This is a genomic window from Limnothrix sp. FACHB-1083, assembly GCF_014696485.1.
GTDB lineage: Bacteria > Cyanobacteriota > Cyanobacteriia > CACIAM-69d > CACIAM-69d > CACIAM-69d.
On record NZ_JACJQD010000018.1, the window covers coordinates 29,349 to 54,676 of the forward strand.

The following is a 25,328-nucleotide window of genomic DNA, read 5'->3' on the forward strand; positions in this document are numbered from 1 at the left end:
TTACGACTGGATGTCTTCGCGAACAATAAACTTGGTCTTCACGGGCATCTTGAACGCGGCCAGGCGCATTGCTTCGCGAGCCGTCTCTTCAGCAACACCCTTGATTTCGTACAGGATCCGACCGGGTTTGATCACGGCCACCCAGAACTCCGGTGCCCCTTTACCGGAACCCATTCGGGTTTCTGCGGGGCGCATGGTCACAGGCTTGTCAGGGAAGACGCGAATCCAGATTTTGCCACCCCGGCGGATGTAGCGGGTCATGGCCCGACGACCGGCTTCGATTTGGCGAGCCGTAATCCAGCCGCATTCCAGCGATTGCAGGGCAAAATCCCCAAAATTCAGCGAACTGCCCCGAGTGGCGAGGCCCCGCATCCGGCCGCGTTGTTGCTTGCGGAATTTTGTTCTTCTTGGACTGAGCATGGATTATTCCTCGTTCGAGCGGTCTTCAAACTGCTGACGACGACGGGGTTGGCGACGACGCGGCGCAGGCTGATTCGCCGGAGCCACTTCCTCTTGTCCAGGAATGATCTCGCCCTTGAACACCCACACCTTGATCCCCAACACCCCATAGATGGTGCTGGCGGTGCGGTAGCTGTAGTCGATGTCCGCCCGCAGGGTATGCAGGGGCACGCGACCTTCCCGCGTCCATTCCGATCGGGCAATTTCTGCACCGTTCAAACGACCGCCGACTTGGATTTTGATCCCTTCGATCCCAGCGCGTTGGGCCCGTTGGATCGCCTGGCGGACAACCCGACGGAACGACACCCGGCGCTCCAGTTGCTGAGCGATGTACTCGGCAATCAAGGTGGCATCGGCATCGACGCGGGCCACTTCGATCACGTTGATTCGGATCTGGCGATCACGGCTCCCGAGCAGGTTTTGCAGACCAACCCGCAGGGTTTCGATCCCGCTGCCGCCCCGGCCCACCACCACACCCGGACGGGCGGTGTGAACTTCCAGGTCGATTTGGTCAGCCTTGCGCTCAATCCGCACCTTGGCAATGCCGGCATTGTTCAGGTTCTTCTCAACGTATTGCCGGATTTTGTGGTCTTCCTGCAACAGGCTGGAATAACGCGACGGATCTGCAAACCAGCGCGAGCGGTGCTCTTGGGTAATGCCGAGTCGCAGGCCGACGGGGTGAATTTTCTGTCCCATGGTTTCCTCGTCTCCTTATGCTTAGGCTTCTGCCGCCGGAGCAACCGCCACGGTGATGTGGCAGGTGGGCTTGCGGATTTGGTAGGCGCGACCTTGGGCGCGAGGGCGGAATCGCTTCAGGGTGGGGCCCTGATCAGCGAAGGCCGTGCTCACCACCAAGGAGGTGGCATCGAAACCGTTGTTGTTTTCTGCGTTGGCAGCGGCTGATCGCAGCAACTTGCGAACGATTTCGCAGGCGCGATAGGGCATGAACTGCAGAATAATCAGCGCTTCGGCGTAGCTCCGACCACGGATTTGGTCGAGGACGCGGCGAACTTTGCGGGGGGACATCCGCACGAAGCGCACGCTTGCTTTGACTTCGTTGGGACTAAGTGCCATATCTGAGCGATTCTCCGGGGGTTACTTGCGTCCTTTCTTGTCGCCCTTGGTGTGGCCTTTGAAGGTGCGCGTGGGAGCAAATTCCCCCAGCTTGTGGCCCACCATTTGCTCGTTGACGTACACGGGGACGTGTTGCCGGCCGTTGTGGACGGCGATCGTGTGACCCACCATTTGCGGCAGGATCGTTGAGGCTCGTGACCAGGTTTTGATCACTTGCTTTTCGCCCTTGACGTTCAGCGCTTCTACTTTTTTGAGCAGCTTGTCAGCAACGAAGGGACCTTTTTTCAGAGAACGAGACATACGCTTTAGGAACTCTTAGGGATTCGCGATCTCAAGCGGCGATCGCCCAGGGCTGGAGGGTTAGACCAACGGGCGGGCGATCGCCACACTGAAAAAACCTATGCGTTGCGACCGCCGCGACCGCGCTTGGACGACTTACGACGACGACGCACAATGAGTTTGGTGCTGGCTTTCCGCTTGTCGCGGGTTTTGCGACCCAAAGCGGGTTTACCCCAAGGGGTGACCGGGCCAGAACGCCCAATCGGCGCGCGACCTTCACCACCACCGTGGGGGTGATCCACCGGGTTCATGACGCTACCGCGCACTTCCGGACGGCGACCCAACCAACGCTTGCGGCCGGCTTTACCCAGGCTCAGGTTGCGGTGTTCGGAGTTGCCGACGCTGCCGATGGTAGCCATGCACTCTTTACGAACCTTGCGCACTTCCGTGGAAGGCAGCTTCAGGGTGACGTAGTTGCCTTCTTTGGCGACCACTTCAGCACCGGAGCCAGCGGAACGGGCCATTTGCGCACCGCGACCCGCCACCAACTCAATGTTGTGGACGGTCGTACCCAAAGGCATGTTGGCCAAGGGCAGGGCATTACCCACTTCGATCGGGGAATCAGGACCCGCCACGATCGTTTGGCCCACTTTCAGACCAACGGGGGTGATGATGTAGCGCTTTTCGCCATCTTCGTATTGCACCAACGAAATGCGCGCATTCCGGTTGGGGTCATACTCGATCGACAGCACTTCAGCGGTCATGCCCAGCTTGTCGCGCTTGAAGTCGATCTTCCGGTACAGGCGCTTGTGGCCACCACCCCGGTGACGACAGGTGATCCGACCCAGGTTGTTACGACCCTTGCGGCGGTGCTTGTAAGAAGTCAGAGACTTTTCGGGTTCGCTGCGGGTGATTTCCGCAAAGTCAGCCACGCTGGCTTGACGAACCCCGGGGGTATAAGGACGGAAGGTACGAATTGGCATCGTCTTAAAACTCCTTCAGCGCTAGACTTCGGGGAACAGTTGAATCGAACTGCCTTCGGCCAGCGTGACGATCGCCCGCTTCACCTGAGGACGGTAACCCGACAGCCGACCCAGTTTCCGGGTCTTGCGCGGCGGGTTGTAGGTGTTGACCCTCTGGACTTTCACCTCAAACAGACCTTCGATCGCTGCCTTGATGTCCAGCTTGTTGGCGCGGGGATCCACGTCAAACACGTACTGGTTGTTTTCCAGCAGAATCGTGGCCTTTTCGGTGATGATCGGCCGGCGAACCACATCCGCCAACGTGCGATCGTCCAAGCGCGTCTTGTACTTAGGAGTGCGCTTAATCATCGCCGTAAACCTCCTTGATCTTCTCCAGCGCGTCCGCCGTCACCACCACCTTGTCGGCGTTCAGCAGGTCGAACACATTCAAGTTCGTTGCCAAAATCAACCGCAGGCTTTGGACGTTCCGGGCCGACAGCCAAACGTTTTCGTCTTGGTCAGCCACAATCAACAGCACCTTTTGGTTCGCATCCACATCCCAACGGGCGAGCGCGGCCAACAGGTCTTTGGTCTTGGGCTGGCTGAGTTGGCTGGCAAAGTTTTCCACCACCACCAAGTCATCCAAGCGACCTTGGAACGCCGTGCGCAGGGCCAGGCGGCGTTCCTTCCGGTTCATCTTTTGCGAATAGTCGCGGGGCTTGGGGCCAAAGATCACACCACCACCACGCCACAGGGGAGAGCGGTTCGAGCCAGCACGGGCGCGACCGGTTCCCTTTTGCCGCCAGGGCTTGCGACCACCACCGCGCACTTCCGAACGGGTCTTGGTGCTGACAGTACCTTGACGAGCATTCGCCAATTGACGCACCAAAGCCCGGTGCACAATGTGCTGAGCGTTTTCTTCACGGGCGACGCGTAAGTCCAGCTCGGTCTTGCCGGCTTCCTTACCGTCCCAATCTTTCACAATGCAGTTGACCATTGCTGTGCTCCACGTTCGACGGACTTACGGGCGATCGCGCTTACTTTTGACGACCCACCAGGTTGGACGGTGCAATGCTGACCAGCGTCCCCGGCTTGCCCGGAACCGCACCCTTGATCAACACGATGTTGCGATCGGGGTCGATCCGCACAACCGTCAGCTTCTTGACCGTCACACGCTCATTGCCCATCCGGCCAGCCATGCGCTTACCGGGATAGACACGACCGGGGGTCGTACCCGCACCCGTCGAACCGGGCAGACGGTGGTTTTTGGAACCGTGAGACATCGGCCCGCGACCAAAGTTGTGGCGCTTTTGGTAACCCGCGAAACCACGACCAATGCTGTTACCCGTCACGTCAACGATTTGACCGACTTCGATGCAGCGATCGGCGCGGATTTCTTCACCAAGGGTAAAGCCAGCCACATCCACCAAACGGTATTCCCGCAGGTGGCGCAGGGGCTTCGCGTTGGCCTTGCTCAGGTGTCCGATTTCCGGCTTGCTGAGGGCCTTTTCTTTGACTTCTTGAAAACCCAACTGAACGGCCGTGTAGCCATCAGTCTCTTTGGTTTTGATTTGCGTAACGGTACAGGGGCCAGCTTGGATGACCGTTACCGGGATGGCCCGGCCCGTTTCATCAAAGACTTGGGTCATGCCCAACTTAGTACCTAGAATGCCAAGAGACATGGCGTTCTCCTTAGACTAGGGATGGTTAGGAGAGTCCTTCCCCCTAGCGTCAACCAGCCGTAACAAGAGCGCCTCTAGCGCGTAAGGGCCAGAAGCACTTTCCCGACGGACTTTGAGTTTTGGGCACTCTGATTGACGTAGACTGACCGCTTATCTGCGCTGAGAAATCGTTGAGAATCTCAAGGCTCGGATGTCAGTCAACCGAGGGAAGATTTTGCGCTGGAGCGGTTTGCATCGTTGCAGCGCGTTTGCTTGCTAGGACTTAAGCAGCGACCTGCTCAGTATCCGGTTCAGCAAAAGTTGCCTGGAAAATTTGCCAGATCGGCAAATGTTGTGGTTTTAAGGTTGCGTAGCGCAGGGAACCACAGTTTTGGCAACGGTTCAATATTATAGGGGTGTGGCAGTCTTTTGTCTAGCAATTGATGATTTTGCTACAAAACTGGCAGCACACCCCTTGGCCCTTAGGCCGGAAATGGGGATGAATGCTTTACCCCTTCACGATCGCCCCGAAATCTCCGAGCACCCTGGCATGGTTCCGCAACAGGCCCAGCAGGTTCAGCCGGTTACGCCGCACCGCTTCATCATCCACCATCACCATCACACTTTCGGAACCATCAAAGAAGTTCGCCACCACGGCCGCCGCCTGCGCCAGTTGATCGGCCAGGGGCTGGTAGTTACGGGTTTGGCGCGTGGCTTGGGTGATGGGCAACAGGGCAACCAGGGCATCATAAAACGCCTGTTCTGAGGGTTGCTCAAACAAGGCAGATTTCACGGAAGCAGCGGGATCCAAATCGCTGAAGTTGAGATCGCCCTTGGCGGCCAGTTTGGAGGCGCGGTTGATGGTGGCATAGAGGTTGGCCAATTGCCCCGATCGCCGCAGGGATTGCAAGAACTGTGCCCGTTGCAGCACATCGGCGGGGTCGTAGAGGGCGCGTAGGGCCGCATCTCGATCGCCCGGTTCTCCGACCACTGCCAAGGCCAGGTCGTAATCAATGCCCTGTTCATCTTCGAGCAGGCTGCGGAACCGTTGCACAAAGAATTCCGCCAGTTGCGTGCCCATGCCAGAATCTGCCCAACGATCGACCGATTCCGGCTCAATCAGCGATTCCAAATTCAGAGACCAACCGGCATCCCAAATGATGTTCACCACGGCGTTGGCGGCCCGGCGCAGGGCAAAGGGATCGGAGGATCCGCTCGGCAACAGGCCAATTCGGAACAGACTGCACAGGGTATCGAGGCGATCGGCCAGGGCCACAATGCGCCCGGTTTGGCTGGTGGGCAAAGCATCGCCCGCGCCCTTGGGTAGGTAATGTTCCCCGATCGCCACCGCCACCGCTTCCGGTTCCCCGCTGGCCCGGGCATACTTCTCGCCCATGATGCCTTGCAGCTCTGGGAACTCGAAGACCATGCTGGTCACCAAGTCTGCTTTACAGAGCAGGGCGGCCCAGTTCACCAAGTCCCGATCATCCGCCGACAGTTGCAGTTGGTGGCAGAGTCGATCGGCCATGGACACGATTCGATCGACCTTGGCCCGCATACTGCCCAATTGGTCTTGGAAGGTGACCGTTTCCAGCTTGGCCAAGTAGCTTTCTAACGGCTTGGCAATGTCGGCCTTGTAGAAATACTGGCCATCGCTGAGGCGGGCCCGCACCACTCGTCCGTTGCCCTCAGCGATGATGGCGGCCTTGGTCGGATCCCCATTACTGATGGTGATGAAGTTGGGCAACAGTCGATCGGGCTGGCCCGGTTGATGGACGGGGAAATAGCGCTGATGGGTGACCATGACGGTTTTGGTCACCTCCGACGGCAACTCCAAAAATTCCTGATCAAAACCACCAATTACCGCCGTGGGAAATTCCACCAAGTCCCGCACTTCTTCCAGCAAATCGGGGTCAATTTCCGCTTCTCCACCCAGTTGGGCCGCTGCGGCCTGGGTTTGCTGAATGATCAGCGCCTGCCGTTGCTCGGGATTCACCAGCACGGAAGCCGCTGCCAAGGTAGCCACATAGTCCGTGGCCTGGGCGATCGAAACCGATGCAGGATGCAACACCCGGTGGCCGGTCGTGACTCGATCGGCCGTCAGCACTTCCGCCGGGCGCGTTTCGGTGGCCGCTCGCACGGTCAAAGACACCGGCAACACTTGATCATCCCAAAGGGCAATCAGGCTGCGAATGGGCCGGGGGAATCGGAATTCTCCATCTCCCCAGCGCATAAACCGCTTCCCTTCCAGGGCCAGCACCCATTGGGGAGCCAATTCCTGCAAGAGATCGGGGGTCGATCGCCCCGCCGTGAACACTTCCGCAAAAACAAATTCACCCTTGTCCGTGGCTCGCAACTCCAAATCGCTCAGGGCCACACCGTTTTTGCGCGCAAATCCTTCGGCGGCCTTGGTGGGTTGCCCATCCTTGAAGGCAGCACTGGCCGGCGGCCCTTTCACCGCCTCCCGGCGATCGGGCTGGCGATCGGGCAACCCTTCAATCACCAGGGCCAAGCGGCGCGGTGTGGCAAACACCTGCACCGATGTGGCGCTTAGGTTGGCTTCCGCCAAGCTCTTGGGCACGCGATCGCGCCACTGACGCACCGCACTGGCCACAAAACTTGCGGGTAATTCTTCAGTGCCGACCTCAAACAAAAAAGCAGGCATGGGAGCGCTGGAACTCGATGAACAGACTTGAAAAACCTAGCAGATCGCCAGCATAAACGATCCGAAACCATCCGACTGAGGGCGATTGTTTCGTTGCGTTGCGTTGCCTTCGTTAACTGGTCTTCATGGCCTGGCCGTCGTTAACGCGCCCAGCCAGAAGACTGGCCAATCGCCTCAGTCACAGCAGCCATCAGCCCCCTAGGCACGCCCCAGCCACAGAATTCCTGCAATCACCAGCAGCACCAGCAACAACCCAAAGCCCAAAAAGCGATTCTCATGGACAATCAGGGCCGGATCGATCGGCTTTGGCTCCGGCATGGGACGAGATCGGGGCGATCGGCTCGGGGCCTGACCGGTGGCCGCCTTGAACCCCGCACCATCCGCCGCCTCCAAGCTCGACAAGTCGGGAATTTCCGTCAGCCATTCCGGGCGCTTGCTCAACACGGGCGCTTCCAAAATGGCCAACAGCCGGCGAGCTTGCGATCGGGTTTCTAGGTGGGGATGCTTCGTCAGTTGCCGACACAATTGCAACCCCGCATCCCGCAGGCCCGCAGCCTCGTAGGCCGTCACCAACCACACCTGCATTTCACCCCCCAAGCGCCCATTGGCCGGCAACAGCGCCGCCCCCGTTTCCAAGGACTCGATCGCCTCGCGATAGCGCCCTGCCTCAAACAGCCTCCGCCCCTGGTCATAAAGCGTTTGGGCCCGATCTAGGGTCATGGCCTCAAAATCCGTTACCGGCTTTGGATCGGCCGTCTCTGGCTCCGTACCGGTTTCCACAGCACTCGCCCCCGATGCAAGGTCCAGCGATGAATTCAGCGAGTGAAAGACTGCCTCTTGATCTAGTTGATCTTGCTCTGCCGCCACGCGATCGCCTCAAATTCCTCTCGGTTCAGAGCCTTTAGTTTAACCCCGTGCTCCATAACTCTTTACGCAGCGGCGAGACCTTGGGTTAATCTTAAGGGGCATTTTTTGAGAAACACCACCGCGCGCTATGAAACGGCCGCTCGCGATCGCCGCCCTCACCAGCCTTGGCCTTGGTTTGGCAGGACTGCACATCAACGCCCAAGCCCAAGACCGCAGCGCCCCCGTGGTGGAATGTCGCCGCCCCGTGCCCCTGATGCCCGTTGGTGGCAATGACCCCGAAGTGGTGAAGCGGGTTTCGGCTCCTAGCCTGCTGTTTACGCGCAACAATTGGAACACCGATTTTGTTGTTCCTAGCAATCAAAGCTTTACCAGTTTTCGAGTCAGTTTATTTTTTAAAGACTCCGGCAGCTACAAGTCTGAAATGTTCCTCAAATATGGGGACAGCAGCAACGATCAGTTCTATGACGAACGGGTGAATGCTGAAGCGAATCAACTGGTGCAAGTGCCTGCCTATCCACGTCGTCGGCCCGGCCAAAACATTCAACCGTTTCAGGTGAACGTGAAGGTAGGCAACACAGGATCGATCGGGAAAGTGTATGTCGTTTCCGTGGATGCTTGCCGTTAGTTCTTAGGGGATTCCTCTAACCAATAGACCAACATGTCTCCTCGGCCTTTCACGGCAATTACCCCCCGCTGGGTTAATCGATAAAGGCTCGCTTCTCCCCCCAGGCGATCGAACACCGCTTGAGTCACTTGAATTTTGCCTGGCGATCCCTGAGACTCCATTCGGCTGGCCACATTCACCGTGTCCCCCCACAAATCGTAGGCAAACTTTCGCAGCCCAATCACCCCCGCCACCACGGGCCCCGAATGGAGTCCCACCCGAATGGAGAGGGGATAGCGGGACGTTTGATTCAATTGCTCGATCGCCCGCTGCATCGCCAAAGCCATGTCCGCCGCCGCCGCCGCATGGTTAGGGTTGGGATTCGGCAAGCCTGCCGCCGCCATGTAGGCATCGCCAATGGTCTTGATTTTTTCAAGGCCATGAAACTCCGCCAACTGGTCAAATAACGAAAACATGCGATTGAGTAATTCAATTGTTTCGACCGGTTGCAGTTGCGAAGCCAGGGGCGTGAATCCCACTAAATCCGCAAATAAAACCGTTACTTCTGGGAATAAATCTGCAATTTGGGACGAATCCGTCAGGAGTCGATCGGCAACACTGCGCGGCAAAATATTGGTGAGCAATTGATCCGAACGTCGCTGCTCTTGGCGTAGTTGTTTGCGAACTTCAAATTCAGTGCGAGATAGGCGTTCATAGAGGCCAACCACCAAAGTTGACATCAAAGAAATCCACACCATATCAAACAAAACTTGCCCAGGATCCAAAGGCTCTGGAAAAATTGCCTGACCCATCAAGCCATTGGTCAAAACATAATTCACATAGGCAATGAGGTGGGAAATGAGATGCCAATGCCAGCGAAACGGCAGCACGGCCGCGATGCTAAAAAAACCTAATGTCCAGCCCTTCAAATCGGGCATGACGGGTGTTCCCCAATGGCTGGGTAAATTAGTCACCACCGAAATCGTGGTTGAAAGCAGTAAAAATAGACCAAATTGGGATGAAAAAATCACCGGATCCAAGCTCAAGTGCTCAGGCCGCTTCGACTGAATCAGAGGTGGCAATTTTCCACCCTGGCTTAAGGGCTTTGGGACAATATTCTTAGGAGTTGCATTAGGAGTTGTTGCAGGAGTTGTTTGCCGAGAAACAGCAGAATAGCCCTCCGCAGTCGATGCCGGAACCAAATATCGTTCAGTTAAAGACTGGGTTTCACGGCTGCCAGCAAAAATTAAAACAATTGCCATCAAATGGCGAATTAAACGCACACTGAACAGGTCGCCTTTGCTGGATTCTTCAAAGGCAATCAGAATTGAGAACGTGCTGAAATAAATGACTCCTAGGCGAAATCCCAGCATCAAGCGCTGATGAATCAGTGCCGATCGCCAGGCGACATAACTATCAAATTCCGCTTCATTGAGATGTCGCCCATCTCCCAAGAGAAGGTTGATGCAACGGGTTAACCAAGCGCGCAACAGACTACGAAAGGATGGGCTACCTCTAGGGCGATTGCGCCAAATCCGTCGCCAAGGGGTCAAGGGCACAGCAAGAGCAAGAGCAGGGAGAGTTCGGAAAGTCTTGGAATTTTATTGGAATTTTAACGGAATTGAGCGACGAAATTAGGCAGATTCAGTTGTCAGAATTTGGGATCATTCCCCTAGAAACTTCAACTGATCAGATCTGACGGATCGCAGTAGGCAAATTTGCCTAAATTAGTTTGAAAATTGCTAGCGATCAGTTGAAGTTATGGTCAGTCGCCATCAACAATAGCCCGTAGGGTGGGCAATGCCCACCGAATCATTACGTCATGGCATCTGCAATATGGCATCTGCAATATGGCGTGCTAATCGTTTTAGGTAAGGGTCGTATGATCAGTCGCCATCAACAGGCATCAATTGACATTGAGAAAATGTCCTAAAAAGTAATTAATTAGGACGATAGGGATCGATCGAGGGATAGGGGCCAAATTGTACTTGGCGCAACCCACAGAGATCATAGGGCTGTTCTTCCAAGACCGTCTGGGAACCATCAGAATAAATGGCTTTGATTTTGTAGTTACACCCAGATTGATAAAGGTTGTCGTAATTAAATTCCAAGTCGATCGCTTCACCGGATTTTAAAATGCGATCGCCTAAGAGTTCTTGCCAATCCCCTGAATAGCGAGGTGCAATATAGAGGGCGTATAAACTACGAGCATTATTGTTGCGAAACCGAATCCGCGCAATGCGGTTTTCCGGTCGGGTATTGTCCCATTGGGCGAAGGCTCCTTCGATCGCTGTGCCGAGGACTGTAACCCCGATCAGACCCATGGCAATCAGTTGGCTGCTCCACCGCTTGAAATTCATAACTCAGGCTCTCTGCGTGAGGTTGCAATTGAGAAAAAGATTGCGTCCAGTGTACGCGCGATTGTTCAGTCCCTGCTAGGGGATGGCGAAAATTGTTGAGAGAATGCTGAATAATTTCTGAGTCATTCCTGCGAAATTAGTCAGAATTCCATTGATCTTGTCGATTATGCAACGTTTTTAGCTCGTTCCGAACCCGATCGCCCAGTTTTAATGCTTCATCAAGTACCTGACCATATTCAAGGGCTTGATCCGTCACCAGTTGCATATGCTGACCCAGGGTAGCCCCTTCAAAGGCATCCACTTGCGCCATCACCACATCTTGGTTTTCACGTAACACCCGTTCCACTTTCAAGGCATTTTCCAGCTCCGATCGCAGTTGGCTCAGGGTGGCAATTGTTTGGGCTTGTTCCTCAGGGCTAATTACCTTTCCAGAGGCTTGGGCCAGTTGAGCCTTCACATCCGTTGCACGCACCAGTCGATTAAATTTTTCGACCTCTTGGGTCAAGGGCAGGAGCGATCGCAAGGTATCTTGTTTTTTCTCTTCATCCCAAGAAAACCAAATGGACATGGGAATCCCTGTCAGCAAACAAACACCGGCAGACCAGCGCACAATGTTAATGACACTGATTCCGGCAAACAAGCCCAACAGGCGAACTAAGTAAAAACCACCAATGGCAATGGGAATCACAAAAATCCCGAGTAAGATTGCCCAAATAATCGAAAACCAAAATCCATTCCAAGCATATTTCAAGCAACGCTTACCGATTGCTTGCCATTTAGACAATTTGCGATTTTGATACAAGGCTTTAGACAAATCTTGAGCATCTTTGAAGGGAACGCCAGTTAGGGTTTGAAAGTCCGTAGGCGACAGGAGCAAAGTTTGCCAATCGGTTGTTTTTTCAGTCATATTTTTCACTCATATTCAGTTTCCTTTAATGGTCAGTTTCGCCTGAATTTCATCTGATTGGACGAGCGGCAGATTCGGTCAGCTGTTCCTGATGGGTTGCGATTTGTTTTCTATCCTAAGCAGCTCCCAGCTTTTCGATCGCCCGGTCTGACCGCAACCCACAGCGTCCACTGATTCGACTCAAAGGGCTGACCATCGAACCGATGCAACTGACCCATGCAACTGACCCCGGAACGGCTAGACCTGACTCAGTTGGTCTTGGCTGAAAAGGAGGCGATCGCGCCGCGCCCCAGTCATCTGAATCCCCCTGCACCGCAGCAAAATCACGACAAAATCACGGCACAATCGCGACAAGGTTGCCGGGAACGGGTAACAGCAGCATCGGGGACAAAGGGCGAGCCTGAACGATGACCCGATCGGGAGTGGCTCAGCTCGGCGCGATCGGGTTCCTGCCAGGGTTGCCCCAGACGGCAAACCCCCACCCCTTGGGTCGTAAAAGCCGATCGCGCTCGATCGCCCTCCCTGCCTACAATAACGCTACGGTTGTGCAGCGGAGGCTGATCCCTACCGGAGTAATTCCTGCACACCCCAAACACCCCATGCAACCCACTGATCCCAATAAGTTCACCACCAAGGCTTGGGAAGTGATTGCCCAAATGCCAGAAGTTGCCAAGCAAAATCGCCAACAACAGCTAGAGTCAGAACATTTACTCAAATCATTATTAGAACAAGAGGGATTAGCGACCAGTATTTTTAGCAAGGCCGGGGCCCAGCCCAGTCGCTTACAAGAATTAGCGGATCAATTTTTGCAGAAACAGCCCAAAATTTCCGGTGATATTGGCTCCGTTTATTTGGGACAAAGCCTGGATAAGTTGCTCGATCGATCCGAGGCTTTTCGCAAGGAATTTGGTGATGAATATCTATCGATCGAACACCTCGTATTGGGGTTTGCCAAGGACGATCGTTGCGGTCGCAAGATTTTTGATGAAGTTGGGCTAAATGAGGCCAAACTGCGGGAAGCAATTAAACAAGTGAGAGGCAATCAAACCGTGACCGATCGTGATCCGGAAGGGAAATACGAAGCTCTTGAAAAATATGGCCGAGACCTCACCCAATATGCCCGCCAAGGGAAGCTCGATCCAGTCATTGGCCGGGATGATGAAATTCGCCGCACCATCCAAATCTTGTCGCGTCGCACCAAAAATAATCCTGTTTTAATTGGCGAGCCAGGGGTGGGCAAAACCGCGATCGCTGAAGGATTGGCTCAGCGAATTGTTAAAGGAGATGTGCCAGAATCCTTACAAAATCGCACCCTGATTGCCCTTGACATGGGCGCACTGATTGCTGGGGCCAAATATCGCGGGGAATTTGAAGAACGTCTGAAAGCGGTGCTCAAGGAAGTGACGGATTCTGAAGGGAATATCATTCTCTTCATCGATGAAATTCACACCGTTGTGGGCGCAGGGGCAACGCAGGGGGCTATGGATGCCGGTAACCTCCTAAAACCGATGTTGGCTCGGGGTGAATTGCGCTGTATTGGAGCCACCACCCTTGATGAATACCGCAAATATATTGAAAAAGATGCGGCATTGGAACGGCGATTCCAACAGGTTTATATTGATCAGCCTTCGGTGGTGGATACGATTTCAATTCTGCGGGGATTGAAAGACCGCTATGAAACCCACCACAACGTCAAGATTTCCGATAGTGCTTTGGTAGCAGCGGCAACCCTTTCTAATCGCTATATTAGCGATCGATTTTTGCCGGACAAGGCGATCGATCTGGTGGATGAAGCCGCAGCCAAGTTGAAAATGGAAGTTACCTCTAAGCCAGAGGAACTAGATGAAATTGATCGCAAGATTTTGCAACTGGAAATGGAGCGCTTATCCTTGCAAAAGGAGAGTGATTCAGCGTCCAAGGAGCGGCTGGAACGGCTCGATCGGGAACTGGCAGACCTGAAGGAAACCCAAAGCCATCTGAACGCCCAATGGCAACAGGAAAAAGATCTGTTGGAGCAACGAAAAGCCCTCAAGGAACAGATCGATCGGGTAGAACTAGAAATTCAGCAAGCGGAGCGAGACTATGATCTCAACCGGGCCGCTGAATTAAAGTTTGGAACCCTGAATGAACTGCATCAACAATTGCAGACCATCGAACAAACTATTTCGACTCAGCAATCGAGCGGTCAAATTCTGCTGCGAGAAGAAGTCAGTGAATCTGATATTGCTGAAATTATTGCCAAGTGGACTGGCATTCCGGTCAGCAAACTGATTGCTTCCGAAATGGAAAAACTGCTGCATTTGGAAGACGAGCTACACCAACGAGTGATTGGCCAAGATGAGGCCGTCACGGCGGTGGCCGATGCTATTCAGCGATCACGTGCGGGGCTGGCCGACCCTAACCGCCCGATCGCCAGCTTTATCTTCCTGGGCCCCACGGGTGTGGGCAAAACTGAACTCGCTAAATCCTTGGCGGCTTATCTATTCGACACCGAAGAAGCAATGGTGCGAATTGATATGTCGGAATACATGGAGAAACATGCGGTTTCGCGCTTGGTCGGCGCGCCCCCCGGTTATGTGGGCTATGAAGAAGGCGGACAACTCACAGAAGCCATTCGTCGTCGTCCTTATTCCGTGATTCTGTTTGATGAAATTGAAAAAGCGCACCCGGATGTGTTCAACATCATGCTGCAAATTTTGGATGATGGTCGAGTGACCGATTCCCAAGGGCGCACCGTTGATTTCAAAAACAGCATCATCATTTTGACCAGTAACATTGGCTCCCAATACATTTTGGAATTGGCGGCCGATCACAGTCGCTACGAAGAAATGCGGACGCGGGTGATGGCGGCCATGCGCGAACAATTCCGCCCAGAATTCTTGAACCGAATTGATGACATCATCATTTTCCACGGTCTCGAAAAATCGGAATTGCGCCAAATTATCCAAATTCAAGCCCAGCGATTGGAAGCCCGTTTAGCGGAGAAGAAAATGGCCCTGAAACTGTCAGAAGCGGCGATCGACTTCTTGGCAGAGGTTGGCTACGATCCCACCTACGGCGCGCGCCCCTTAAAACGCGCCGTGCAACGGGAATTGGAAACCCAAATTGCTAAGTGCATTTTGCGAGGTGAGTTTACCGAGGGTGACACGATTTGGGTTGATATTGAAAACGAGCGACTGGCTTTTAAGCGGCTGACGGCGGACTTGGTGGCACTCTAGGTTAGGCAACGGCGATCGCCCATGGCTCTCGATCGTGCTGAGTGAACCAAAATCGCCTAAAGTTCAAGGCCACTGGGAAATTTCCGAGTCGCATGGGTCGATCGCCCCGAGTTTGTGATTGGAGCGATCGACCCCCATCCTTTGCGGATCTCAACAACCGATCCTGGAAGAAACAGTTCAACAAGGGGCATTGACTCAAAAAGGGGCATCGATGGTGCAATTACAGACGAGTTCAGGTTTCTATGGGATGCGCCCATTGTCATGGTTGAACTCCTAGCGGTGCTGGCAGCTTCGGCGGCGGGAGGGATGCGCATTGCCCTGCCGCTGTTGTTGATTGGCCTCTTGCAGGGCGATCGCCTCTGGTCACGAGTGCCGCTGCTGTCGCAACTGTCGCCGCAATGGGTGCTTGGGGTGCTGGTCAGTTGGTCTCTGTTTGAGCTGTTTGCTTCCAAAAAACTGCTGGGGCAAAGAATTTTGCAGTTGGTGCAATTGGTGTTTAGTCCCTTGGCTGGGGCCGTGATGGGAATGGCGATCGCCCAAGCAGCCGATCGGACGGATCAAATCACCGTGCTGTTGGGAATTGTGGGAGGACTGCTGGCCCTAGTCTTGCAACTGGTGCAGGTGGGCTGGTTTTTTCGATTAGGAGGGCTGCCCCTTTGGGCAATTTTCACCCAAGATGCCCTCTGCATTTTTCTGGTGCTATTTGCCTTTGATGCGCCCACCCAAGGGGGCACGATCGCCCTGATGCTTTTGTGGTTAGCGATTCGCAGTTCCAAGGCCTGGTATTTCCATTACCAAGGACAACCGAACTCATCATCACCCAGAACCTAATGATCAAAATGATTAAAGCGATTAATCAACTGCTAGCCAATCAAAGAGCTGAACCAGCGTGAGTTGAAATTCAGCCGCGAACTCAGGCACAGGCAAGCGATCGTTTGCATCCCGAAAAACTGAAATTTGGCAATCACGATTAATTGTTAAAACACCATTTTGATCGGGGTCAATCAGCCAGCCCATTTGCGTTCCATGCTGAGCACAGTGCAATAGCTTGTCAATGATACCCAGGCTTTCTTGCTTGGGCGATAAGATTTCGATCGCCCAGTCTGGAGCTTCGGTAATTGGGCGCGAGACTAATCGATTATTAATGTCACGCGGGATTCGATCCCAAGTCAAAACCACCAAGTCTGGCACAATCGCTCGATCGCCAAAGGTACATCGCAACTCAGAAAAGGCACGGGCAACTTTACGAGTTTTCAAAGCCGCATTGATGGCCGCGCCCAAGTCCATTTGCAGTGCACTATGCTCAATTTGCGGCATTGGTTTTTGAATGATTTTGCCGTTAATGAATTCACTGGCCGGCTGGGTATCGGGCAGGGCCAAAAACTGGTTTAGGTCGATCGCCTCTGGGGCTGACTCAGCAGCAACCGGAGCGCTTAGGCTAGCGGTCATTTACCGATCCTCCAAAACCAATGCAGTGGGCTATCTCTTCCCAGGATAGCGACTGGTTCTGACTAAATTCAAATCCGCTGCTCATCCAGCCAGCGTTGCAAAATCGCCGCCGCCGCATAGCGATCGATGCTGCCCTTGTCTCGCGAGGGTTGGAGGCCGCGCGATCGCAACAGTTCCTCGGCTTCCACCGAACTCAGCCGCTCGTCCACCAACACAAACGGCAGCCCGATCGCCGTGGCGTAGCGCTTGGCCCACTTGCGGGCATGGCGGGTTTGGGCGCTGTCTTCCCCATCCATCGTCAGGGGCAACCCAGCGACCAACAATGTAGCCTGACGCTCTTGGGCGATCGCCTGCAACGCCGCCACATCTTGCTCAAAAGATTGCCGCTCGATTGTGGCGATCGGGCTGGCCAGTAACCCGAGGCGATCGCACCCAGCCACCCCAATTCGTTTGCGCCCAATATCCAGGGCGATCGCCGCCACTTCTGTCATGGTTGTTCTCGGTCGCCTATACCTTTCAATTGCCTCGAAATATCAAAACCGATCTAAATCTAAAAACTAATCTCAATCACTAGCTGATTGATTAGTGCTTGTCCTAAAAATCATCGAAGTCATCATCTTCTGTTTCTGGCTCGATCGGTGTAGCCACAATTTCCTGCCACAGAGCGATCGCTGCTGGATTAGCATTCACCTGTTGAAGCCGATCTGATACCAAGCCAGATGCCGTTTTTAGTTCAGGAAATTGCAGCAGCAACATGGCTAAATCCCGCCAATCGGTACCTGCTTTGGGCTTGCCGCGTCGCTGTTGATAGGCAATGACTTTACTGGCAATTAACGCTACAGGAGCCATCACTAAGATGCCTTCAATGATTTGACTGGGCGGCAATGTATCGACTTGCCGAATATCCAGTAAATGTCGGTTGCCCGATCGCTGAATTTGGTAAACACGATAACCCAGGGAATCTTTGACCGATCGCACCCGCACTGCAATGTAAAAGGTTTCGCTTAAATAGTTACGAATGGCTTCAGCCAGTGACTCCGCTTCTAGGGCCAGAAGATCAATATCCTGCGTCATCCGTGGTTCACCCACATAGGCATTGACTGCCTGAGCACCGAAGATTACAACATCGGTGCGATCGCGCAAGAATTCAAAAATCGCGTTGTGCAATGTCGTAAGGGGTAATGCTTCGCGATTCATAAACTCTTGGAAACTGAGGGCATCAGCACTGAGCACCATAGGGGCAATCTAGGCGATTGACGCAGTGAATGATGGGAGTAACCGACACTTCTATCTAAGCATGTATTCCAGAGTGTCTTGTCTAGACACTCTAAACAAATCGGGGCAGGCTCAGCCCACCCCGATCTGAATAATTCCTATTTTTTCACGCATCCCGTAGGGGCGTAACGCCTTACGCCCTCCCCCAGTCACCCACGTTTTAACCGTTGCCCTTGTTGCGTAAATCCAGGTTTTTCTTCACCAACCAAGCCGCAAAGCCCAGCACCAAAATTCCCAACACGATCTTAGAAACCGGGCTGAGATATTCATCAACCAGCTCATAGTTCGAGCCGAGTTTGTAGCCCAAGGTGGTGAGGGCTGTTGTCCAAATGATCGTGCCAAGGGTGGTGTAGATCGTGAAGGGAACGATCGGCATTCCTTCAATCCCCGCCGGGAGCGAAATCAGCGTCCGTACCCCCGGAACCATCCGGCAGAGAAACACCGCCTTCGCGCCATGCTTTTGGAACCAGGTTTTGGATTTCCCCACATCCTCGCCGGAAATCCCGATCCATTTGAAGTATTTATCTGCCCAACGTTCTAGGCGCTCTTCGTTGACCAGTTTGCCAATGTAGTACCAGGGATAGGCTCCCAACACCGTACCGATTACACCCGCTGCGATCGCCGGAATCAGTTCTAGGTTGTTATTGGGCTGCGAAGCCGTAAACCCCGCCAAGGGCATGATCAATTCGGAAGGAATCGGCGGAAATAGATTTTCCAAAAACATCAGGAACCCAATGCCGAAATAGCCCAGGGAACCAATAATTTCAACAATCCACTCTTTCATAGAAAGCAAGAATAACGCGGTGAACAAAATCGGTGAGTTGGGTGTGTGATCACGAAATCAAACGTCAAGCCCCTGAGGGCAAGACAAGGGGCTTCAGCCCCTTGCCCCGCACTAGAAATGAGGGTTCAGACCGTGGCGACTATGTGCCTTCGGTCCAGGAGTTCATGTACTCGATCTGTTCAGCGGTCAGGGAGTCGATCGCGATGCCCATGGCCGCCAGCTTCAGACGGGCGATCTCTTGATCCACCTCATCGGGAATCGAGTAGAGACCCGGCTCCAGTTGGCCCTTGTTCTTCACCAAATATTCGCAAGCCAGGGCTTGGTTGGCAAAGCTCATGTCCATCACGGCGCTGGGGTGGCCTTCCGCCGCCGCCAGGTTCACCAAGCGACCTTCGCCCAACACCACCACGGACTTGCCGTTGTTCAGGCGATATTCTTCGGTGAAGTTGCGGACGGTCTTCACTTCCGACGATTGGGCCTTCAGGGCCTTCAGGTCGATTTCCAGGTCGAAGTGACCGGAGTTGCAGACGATCGCCCCGTCCTTCATCTTGGCGAAATGCTCGCCGCGAATCACGTGCTTGTTGCCGGTGACGGTGATGAACAGGTCGCCCAGGGCGGCGGCTTCGTCCATCGGCATCACGCGGAAACCATCCATCACGGCCTCGATCGCCGGGACAGGCAGCACTTCGGTGACGATCACGTTTGCGCCCAAACCGCGCGCCCGCATTGCCGTGCCCTTACCGCACCAGCCATAGCCAGCAACCACCACGGTTTTGCCCGCCAACAGGACGTTGGTGGCGCGGATGATGCCGTCGAGGGTCGATTGGCCCGTGCCGTAGCGGTTGTCAAAGAAATGCTTGGTTTGCGCATCGTTGACGTTCATGGCCGGGAAGGTCAACACGCCATCACGCAGCATGGCCCGCAAACGGACGATGCCGGTGGTGGTTTCTTCGGTGGTGCCAATCAGGTCAGCGATTTGGTCTTGGCGCTGTTGGATCAAGGTAGCGGTCACGTCGGAACCGTCATCGATGATCACGTTCGGCTTGTGGTCGAGGGCAATGTTCACATGGCGCAGATAGGTTTCGGTATCTTCACCCTTGTAGGCAAAAACCGAGATGCCTTCATCGACCACGAGGCTGGCGGCCACGTCGTCCTGGGTCGAAAGGGGGTTGCTGGCAATCAACACCGCATCCGCGCCACCGGCCTTGAGGGCGATCGCCAAGTGGGCGGTTTCGGTGGTGACGTGGCAACAAGCAACCAGACGCAAACCGGCGAAGGGCTTTTCGGTGGCGAAGCGATCGCGGATTTGGCGCAGCACCGGCATTTCTCGACCCGCCCATTCAATCCGTTGGCGACCCATGGGGGCCAAGGACAGGTCTTTGACTTCGTGTTTCACCAGTTGCGGCAAGCTTACGGGCGCGACGGTCATTGGGTTAGCAATTCCTTACTTGAATCGTTGAGGGAGGAGGGGCAGGTAGCTGGGGCGATCGACCGGATCACATCCGGCTGAGGGGAGATCGTTAGCCTCTTGCAGGTCAACTCAATCAGTGTATCAACTTCGTAACCTGGTGACCGGTCGCCAGGGTTTAGGATCGCCCTCAGGGCGCGGGAAACAAGCGAAAGCTGCTCAAATGGAGACACGGGATGACAACCACAGTGGAGATCGAACAACTGACGCTCCAGGATCTGGAACAGCGGTTGGGCCTCCAGCGCAGTGATGATCCTGATTTCTTTCGAGAGTGGCGCGATCGGTTGCCGGAGTTGGGGGAGATCGAGCGCGATCGGCTGCAACGAATTCAAGCCAGCTACGCCAACTTGGAGCGGCGATCGGTGCTAGAAAATACGGCCAAGTTGGCGGTGGTGGCTCCGCTGTTAGATCTCGCCGGTTTCTTTTTGCCGCCGTTCTATGTGGATACGGAAACCTCAGTAGAAATTGTGGGCGATCGCCCCGTGGACGCTAACCCAATGGGGGGCGAAAAACTGCGCGGCCGGGTGGATAGTTTGGTGTTGATGGGTCGTTTGTGGGTGTTGGCGATCGAATCCAAGCGGGCTGAATTTTCGGTCAAGGTGGGGATTCCGCAGGTGTTGGGTTATATGTTGGCAGCGGCTCCCGATCGGCAAGCGCGGTTTGGCTTAGTGACCAATGGCAGTAGTTTTGTATTTTTAAAATTAGCCAAGGTGCTGACATTTCCTGATGATGCTGATACGCCTCTCTACAGTTGGCAGTACGACAAATCACCAGAATTAATTCTCGATCGCGCGGATGATTTGGCAACGGTTTTGCAAGTGATGAAAAAACTCGGGGCGATCGTTAGTCAAGATGAAGTAGTTACATCACCCCTGGATTTGTCTTCCTAAAATTTATTGCTAAAATTTTCAATTACTTATCGAATTTATTACCTTGGATGAAAGCCAAATAGTTTCCTTGGATAAATTCTTTTAAGCTTGCTGGTGGCCGTGATCGAGGAGCCAGCACAAGCATAGTATTATCCATACCGCATGGCACTTTTTTGCAAGGCTCAGTTGGAAACTCAGATGGTAAAAGCTTTGAAATTGATTTTCCTATAGCATCACACTGCTTAATGAAGAACCAATTTATATATTTGCCACGTATGATTAGCCAGGGACTAAAAAGATTACTTATTTCTTTTTCAACAGCCATTATTTCATCATCATTACATAATACGCAGTTAAGATGATTGGCCGCCACTTCAAGCACTACTTTTCTTTCAGGAACAATCAGTTTTCCTTCGGAAAATGAGAAGATTTTATCAAGCTTCTTATCTAAATTCTGTAGATTTGGTCTACAGCCAATTCGTTTCCACAGCACGATTTGCCCCATTAGAGGCATCATGGCTTCAGAAAAGCGCCTTATATTTTCTTGAATAATTTCCTCTACTTTTGGACATAGATCAATTTCATATAAAACAAAAAGAGCTTCGTGAAAAAACCGATCTTGAAAAATGGAATTTTCGATAGAGTATCCATCTGTAATGTAGAGATTGGTTTCTAACGGGAAGGGAGAATTTAAAAAATCTTGCAAGTCACGGTCTACAAAAAAGCAAACTCTTTGCCTAGAAAATCTATCCCAGTCAATATTTTTAAGAGAGCTAATTACTTTTTCTTTGTTTCCAGCTTTTTCTTCATTTCCAGCTTTGATTAACTTAACCGACCAGCCTTCAGGTAGCCAGTAGTCGATGAATGGACGATATACAAATAGATCATCTTTTCCTTCAACAAACCCATATACATATTTAGCACCCTCGTGATAAGCCAACAAAAATTCGTGATATGCTTCATCAACTTCTTCGAGAGCACGACTATGTATCTCAATCATTGAAGGCTTTGTATTGGTCATAAAGATGTAAATTCTCCCAATGAATGAGCGTATTTCTTAAGTTCATTTTGATATATAAATGGCGAATGAGTTACTGCGATCAAACCTGTACAAAATCCCCCCTTTTTTATGTCAACAAGAAATCTCTTCTGCCAAGGTACTGAAAGGGAAAGCTCTGGCTCGTCAATCAATACAAAATAATGCGATTTTTTGGAGAGATATAAATGACTAAACAGAGAAACTATTTGCTTTTCTCCGGAAGATAAATCACTGAGCTTAACTGAGTCACCACCTTGATATTCAAATTTTGGAATGATTTTAAAGTCAAAAGAAGTACTGTCGTAGATGAAGTCTTTGTCTGTAATATATTCTGAGCAAATTTTGCAAAAATTAGAAATTCCTTCCTCTTCAATTTGCAAAGTTTTTTGAAAGTCTAAAATCTTGAGAAAGTAGTGACAAATGATCTGATCTCGAACAGAAGAATCTTTTCTCGACTTTGCTTCTTGAATTGCTTTTAGCCATTCAGCTCGTTGAGAACGATCTACAATGGATTCATCAACTCGCGCGAGTACTGATTGAATTTCATTATCAGATAAGTTTGAAAGTTGTTGAATATCTTCTTTCTTGTATTCTGATGAGACTATATCCCCAAAATGTTGCAAGGTGAGTTTGTTAAGGGTTATGCTCTGGAATTTCTCCAGCCTAGAAAGCTCATCTATAATAGAAGTCTCAACATCTTGCATACCAAACTCCACAAGCTCAATATAAACTTCGTCACGATCTGCTCTGGGAGCTTGCATTCTTCTTCGCTGAAGATCACTCGGGTCAATACCATCAAGAATGTTCGTCAGCTCCTGCTCGATTCTGCGGTAAGTTGGAAGATAAAGAATCTGAGAATCGATTTTTTGTACAATCGCGTCTAGTTTTTTACGCAACTCTTCAGAGGGCTGAGATGTAAATAGACTTAGCTGCTCCACAACATACCTTACTGGCATGTCATATCTTCTGGCAGATCTTTCAATTGCTGGTATTTGATTTTGTAAATCTGAGTATTCTGCAATTGTCGCCAGTTCTCTTCGCAGTCCTGATGGTAGTGCTGGATTACGATTGATCTTTGTACTATCTCTGGAGGGTTGAACATCAGAGTATTCAATTACTATGCGCTCACCATTCAGGGTTAACGTAATTGATTTAAACACGAAGCGGCTTAGTAGCTGCCATCGTCCTGCCAAGAGACTGAAGAGTATTCGGAGGAAAGTTGTTTTACCAGAGCCATTTTCACCAACCAAAATCAGAGTGTTATCTCTGATGTGTGCATCAATATCTTTATCTGTCCCGTGTAGTCCAGAAATTTGTATTCTTTGAAGGTTGGTAGTCATATTGAAATTTAAAATGCCAATATTAGAAACACTTAAATGCTGTCAACCAGGAATTTTTGATTACTCGTAACCAGACAGACAAAAAATTAATCTTGAACCTAATGCTCTTCCAGGTCTGAAGTGCCAGAACTCCGTTTCATCCAATTATCACATTTTTGCTTGGATGTGTCACTGTTGGCAGGGCTATGCTCCGAAAACCTTAATCAAACCTAATTGGCATCAACAGGCTCATCGCCTGCCTAAAATCACAACTCTTACCAATACTGATAGATTTGTTTCATCGAGTTAATCGAACTTAGTGAAACATCCTGCTTTAGAATAAAGAGTCTCGATCGCCCCGCCAGAGCCATGAGCAACCAACCCCGCCGCTACCACATCACCACCTTCGGCTGTCAGATGAACAAGGCCGACTCCGAGCGGATGGCCGGCATCCTTGACACCATGGGCTTTGCTTGGACTGAAGAACCCGAAGAAGCGGATCTGATTCTCTACAACACCTGCACGATCCGCGACAACGCCGAACAAAAGGTCTATTCCTACCTCGGGCGGCAGGCCAAGCGCAAACAAACCAACCCCGACCTGACGATCGTGGTGGCCGGCTGCGTTGCCCAACAGGAAGGCGAGCAACTGTTGCGGCGCGTGCCCGAGGTGGACTTGATCATGGGGCCGCAGCACGCCAATCGCCTCGAAGACTTGCTGGAGCAGGTGTTCAACGGCAGCCAGGTGGTGGCCACGGAACCCGTCCATATCATGGAAGACATCACCAAGCCCCGCCGGGATAGCAACATTACGGCTTGGGTGAACGTGATTTACGGTTGCAACGAGCGCTGCACCTATTGCGTCGTTCCCGGAGTGCGCGGTGTGGAGCAATCGCGCTATCCCGAGGAAATTCGCCGGGAAATGGAGGAGCTTGGTCGCCAGGGCTACAAGGAAGTGACCTTGCTGGGTCAAAACATCGATGCCTATGGGCGCGACTTGCCCGGAAGCTTGCCCGACGGACGGCATAAATACAACTTCACGGACTTGCTGCGGGAAGTGCATGACGTGGAGGGCATTGAGCGGTTGCGGTTTGCCACCAGCCACCCGCGCTACTTCACGGAGCGGCTGATTCGCACCTGCGCCGAGCTGCCGAAGGTTTGCAAGCACTTCCACATTCCATTCCAGTCGGGCGATAACGACGTGCTGAAGGCCATGTCGCGCGGCTACACCCACGAGCGCTACCGGCAAATTATTGACACGATTCGCCGCTATATGCCCGATGCGTCGATTAGCGCCGATGCGATCGTCGGTTTTCCGGGCGAAACGGAGGAGCAGTTCCAAAACACGCTGAAGCTGGTTGAGGATATTGGCTTTGATCAGCTCAATACGGCGGCCTATTCGCCGCGGCCGGGCACGCCTGCGGCCCTGTGGGACAACCAGTTGGATGAGGAAACTAAGAGCGATCGCCTGCAACGGTTGAACCACTTGGTGTCGGTTAAGGCGGCGGAGCGATCGCAGCGCTATTTTGGCCGCACGGAATATGTGTTGGTGGAAGATGTGAACCCGAAGAATCCGAGTCAGGTGATGGGCCGCACCGATGGCAATCGGTTGACCTTCTTTGCGGGAGATTTTGCAGAACTGCGCGGCAAAATTGTCCCCGTCAAAATTACGGAGGTACGAGCCTTCAGTTTGACCGGTGAGGCTTTGTTGCCCGCTCTTTGCTAAGACAACCTATTCATATTGGGTGCCAGAAGTGTTGAATCTAAACACAAAACTTCATATTCTAGGCAACAAGAGTTTCTGGCAGTAAATCATAGCTCCAATGACTGATTGAGCCATAGCGACCGAGTACAACTTGCAAATATCGCAATTTATCTAGTAGCGTCTGACTATAGAATTGCGGCAATTCTATTAACTGCAAGATGGCATAAGCAATTAAGACCATGTAGATCTGTATTGCTACGCCATTTTGATTTTTCGTAATGAGCTGATCTAATTTTAAATGCATCTTTAAGAACTTCCATAGCAACTCAATCTGCCAGCGCTTTCGATACAGTTCTCCAATCTCT

The 25,328-nt window shown here is 52.6% G+C and carries 27 protein-coding genes; 6 read left to right on the forward strand and 21 right to left on the reverse strand.

The window, feature by feature from the left end:
* The 10 genes from rplP to H6F46_RS17635 all read right to left on the reverse strand — a co-directional run bounded on the left by rplP (position 1) and on the right by H6F46_RS17635 (position 7,967).
* Positions 1-420 carry a 50S ribosomal protein L16 gene (gene rplP, locus H6F46_RS17590; protein ID WP_099534703.1) on the reverse strand — a complete coding sequence of 140 codons (420 nt, stop codon included), beginning with the start codon at positions 418-420 and terminating at the stop codon, positions 1-3.
* A gap of 3 nt (positions 421-423) precedes the next feature.
* Positions 424-1,155 (reverse strand): 30S ribosomal protein S3, encoded by a 732-nt coding sequence (gene rpsC / locus H6F46_RS17595; RefSeq protein WP_099534702.1) that lies wholly within the window; start codon positions 1,153-1,155, stop codon positions 424-426.
* A gap of 21 nt (positions 1,156-1,176) precedes the next feature.
* On the reverse strand, positions 1,177-1,533 hold the full coding sequence (gene rplV / locus H6F46_RS17600) for a 50S ribosomal protein L22 (RefSeq protein WP_099534701.1): 357 nt from the start codon (positions 1,531-1,533) through the stop codon (positions 1,177-1,179).
* Between the two features lie 21 nt (positions 1,534-1,554).
* Positions 1,555-1,833 (reverse strand): 30S ribosomal protein S19, encoded by a 279-nt coding sequence (rpsS, locus tag H6F46_RS17605; RefSeq protein WP_099534700.1) that lies wholly within the window; start codon positions 1,831-1,833, stop codon positions 1,555-1,557.
* Between the two features lie 98 nt (positions 1,834-1,931).
* Positions 1,932-2,795 carry a 50S ribosomal protein L2 gene (rplB, locus tag H6F46_RS17610; protein ID WP_099534699.1) on the reverse strand — a complete coding sequence of 288 codons (864 nt, stop codon included), beginning with the start codon at positions 2,793-2,795 and terminating at the stop codon, positions 1,932-1,934.
* A gap of 21 nt (positions 2,796-2,816) precedes the next feature.
* Positions 2,817-3,143 (reverse strand): 50S ribosomal protein L23, encoded by a 327-nt coding sequence (locus H6F46_RS17615; RefSeq protein WP_099534698.1) that lies wholly within the window; start codon positions 3,141-3,143, stop codon positions 2,817-2,819.
* Entirely contained in the window at positions 3,136-3,771 is a 636-nt protein-coding gene (gene rplD / locus H6F46_RS17620) for a 50S ribosomal protein L4 (RefSeq protein WP_099534697.1), read from the reverse strand. The genes H6F46_RS17615 and rplD overlap by 8 nt, the downstream gene beginning before the upstream one ends.
* A 40-nt stretch (positions 3,772-3,811) precedes the next feature.
* A complete protein-coding gene (rplC, locus tag H6F46_RS17625; RefSeq protein WP_099534696.1) occupies positions 3,812-4,456 on the reverse strand; it encodes a 50S ribosomal protein L3 in 645 nt (214 codons plus the stop codon).
* A gap of 487 nt (positions 4,457-4,943) precedes the next feature.
* Positions 4,944-7,100 carry a glycine--tRNA ligase subunit beta gene (gene glyS / locus H6F46_RS17630; RefSeq protein WP_190356083.1) on the reverse strand — a complete coding sequence of 719 codons (2,157 nt, stop codon included), beginning with the start codon at positions 7,098-7,100 and terminating at the stop codon, positions 4,944-4,946.
* A 198-nt stretch (positions 7,101-7,298) separates the two neighbouring features.
* Complete coding sequence (locus H6F46_RS17635; protein WP_206753597.1) at positions 7,299-7,967, reverse strand: hypothetical protein; 669 nt, start codon at positions 7,965-7,967, stop codon at positions 7,299-7,301.
* A gap of 127 nt (positions 7,968-8,094) precedes the next feature.
* Here H6F46_RS17635 and H6F46_RS17640 point away from each other — a divergent pair, with 127 nt between their 5' ends.
* Positions 8,095-8,592: a hypothetical protein gene (locus tag H6F46_RS17640; RefSeq protein WP_099534693.1), complete on the forward strand. Its 498-nt coding sequence runs from the start codon at positions 8,095-8,097 to the stop codon at positions 8,590-8,592.
* On the opposite strand, the gene H6F46_RS17645 is transcribed toward H6F46_RS17640, so the two are convergent.
* The 3 genes from H6F46_RS17645 to H6F46_RS17655 all read right to left on the reverse strand — a co-directional run bounded on the left by H6F46_RS17645 (position 8,589) and on the right by H6F46_RS17655 (position 11,838).
* Positions 8,589-10,130: an adenylate/guanylate cyclase domain-containing protein gene (locus H6F46_RS17645; RefSeq protein ID WP_190356084.1), complete on the reverse strand. Its 1,542-nt coding sequence runs from the start codon at positions 10,128-10,130 to the stop codon at positions 8,589-8,591. The two genes, H6F46_RS17640 and H6F46_RS17645, sit on opposite strands and share 4 nt — an antisense overlap.
* 381 nt (positions 10,131-10,511) lie before the next feature.
* Positions 10,512-10,931 carry a hypothetical protein gene (locus tag H6F46_RS17650; protein WP_190356085.1) on the reverse strand — a complete coding sequence of 140 codons (420 nt, stop codon included), beginning with the start codon at positions 10,929-10,931 and terminating at the stop codon, positions 10,512-10,514.
* A gap of 136 nt (positions 10,932-11,067) precedes the next feature.
* On the reverse strand, positions 11,068-11,838 hold the full coding sequence (locus H6F46_RS17655; RefSeq protein WP_190356086.1) for a hypothetical protein: 771 nt from the start codon (positions 11,836-11,838) through the stop codon (positions 11,068-11,070).
* 216 nt (positions 11,839-12,054) lie between these two features.
* Between H6F46_RS17655 and H6F46_RS17660 the strand changes: the two genes are divergently transcribed.
* The 3 genes from H6F46_RS17660 (at position 12,055) to H6F46_RS17670 (ending at position 15,887) form a co-directional block, all read left to right on the forward strand.
* Positions 12,055-12,249 carry a hypothetical protein gene (locus H6F46_RS17660; protein ID WP_190356087.1) on the forward strand — a complete coding sequence of 65 codons (195 nt, stop codon included), beginning with the start codon at positions 12,055-12,057 and terminating at the stop codon, positions 12,247-12,249.
* A gap of 188 nt (positions 12,250-12,437) precedes the next feature.
* Complete coding sequence (clpB, locus tag H6F46_RS17665; protein WP_190356097.1) at positions 12,438-15,056, forward strand: ATP-dependent chaperone ClpB; 2,619 nt, start codon at positions 12,438-12,440, stop codon at positions 15,054-15,056.
* A 261-nt stretch (positions 15,057-15,317) separates the two neighbouring features.
* The gene (locus tag H6F46_RS17670; protein WP_099534688.1) at positions 15,318-15,887 is read left to right on the forward strand and encodes a DUF4126 domain-containing protein; all 570 of its coding nucleotides are present in this window, start codon (positions 15,318-15,320) and stop codon (positions 15,885-15,887) included.
* 21 nt (positions 15,888-15,908) lie between these two features.
* On the opposite strand, the gene H6F46_RS17675 is transcribed toward H6F46_RS17670, so the two are convergent.
* The 5 genes from H6F46_RS17675 to ahcY form a co-directional block, all read right to left on the reverse strand.
* Entirely contained in the window at positions 15,909-16,505 is a 597-nt protein-coding gene (locus tag H6F46_RS17675) for a Uma2 family endonuclease (protein WP_190356088.1), read from the reverse strand.
* Positions 16,506-16,573: 68 nt separating this feature from the next.
* On the reverse strand, positions 16,574-16,996 hold the full coding sequence (gene ruvX, locus H6F46_RS17680; RefSeq protein WP_190356089.1) for a Holliday junction resolvase RuvX: 423 nt from the start codon (positions 16,994-16,996) through the stop codon (positions 16,574-16,576).
* A 103-nt stretch (positions 16,997-17,099) separates the two neighbouring features.
* Positions 17,100-17,741, reverse strand: a complete 642-nt coding sequence (locus H6F46_RS17685; protein WP_199291646.1) for a nucleotidyl transferase AbiEii/AbiGii toxin family protein — start codon at positions 17,739-17,741, stop codon at positions 17,100-17,102.
* 199 nt (positions 17,742-17,940) lie between these two features.
* Positions 17,941-18,564, reverse strand: a complete 624-nt coding sequence (locus H6F46_RS17690) for a DedA family protein (RefSeq protein ID WP_190356090.1) — start codon at positions 18,562-18,564, stop codon at positions 17,941-17,943.
* 139 nt (positions 18,565-18,703) lie between these two features.
* Positions 18,704-19,993 (reverse strand): adenosylhomocysteinase, encoded by a 1,290-nt coding sequence (ahcY, locus tag H6F46_RS17695; protein WP_099534684.1) that lies wholly within the window; start codon positions 19,991-19,993, stop codon positions 18,704-18,706.
* A gap of 215 nt (positions 19,994-20,208) precedes the next feature.
* Between ahcY and H6F46_RS17700 the strand changes: the two genes are divergently transcribed.
* Positions 20,209-20,922: a restriction endonuclease subunit R gene (locus H6F46_RS17700; protein WP_190356091.1), complete on the forward strand. Its 714-nt coding sequence runs from the start codon at positions 20,209-20,211 to the stop codon at positions 20,920-20,922.
* Positions 20,923-20,944: 22 nt separating this feature from the next.
* Here the strand turns inward: H6F46_RS17700 and H6F46_RS17705 are convergent, their stop codons facing one another.
* Both H6F46_RS17705 and H6F46_RS17710 read right to left on the reverse strand, forming a co-directional pair.
* Positions 20,945-21,922, reverse strand: a complete 978-nt coding sequence (locus H6F46_RS17705) for a DUF4435 domain-containing protein (RefSeq protein WP_190356092.1) — start codon at positions 21,920-21,922, stop codon at positions 20,945-20,947.
* On the reverse strand, positions 21,919-23,280 hold the full coding sequence (locus H6F46_RS17710; RefSeq protein WP_190356093.1) for an AAA family ATPase: 1,362 nt from the start codon (positions 23,278-23,280) through the stop codon (positions 21,919-21,921). Before H6F46_RS17710 ends, H6F46_RS17705 begins: the two co-directional genes overlap by 4 nt.
* A gap of 348 nt (positions 23,281-23,628) precedes the next feature.
* Between H6F46_RS17710 and miaB the strand changes: the two genes are divergently transcribed.
* Entirely contained in the window at positions 23,629-24,984 is a 1,356-nt protein-coding gene (gene miaB / locus H6F46_RS17715; protein ID WP_190356094.1) for a tRNA (N6-isopentenyl adenosine(37)-C2)-methylthiotransferase MiaB, read from the forward strand.
* A gap of 58 nt (positions 24,985-25,042) precedes the next feature.
* Here the strand turns inward: miaB and H6F46_RS17720 are convergent.
* Positions 25,043-25,328: transposase (locus H6F46_RS17720; protein WP_242027764.1), on the reverse strand; the 286-nt coding region annotated here is incomplete at its 5' end.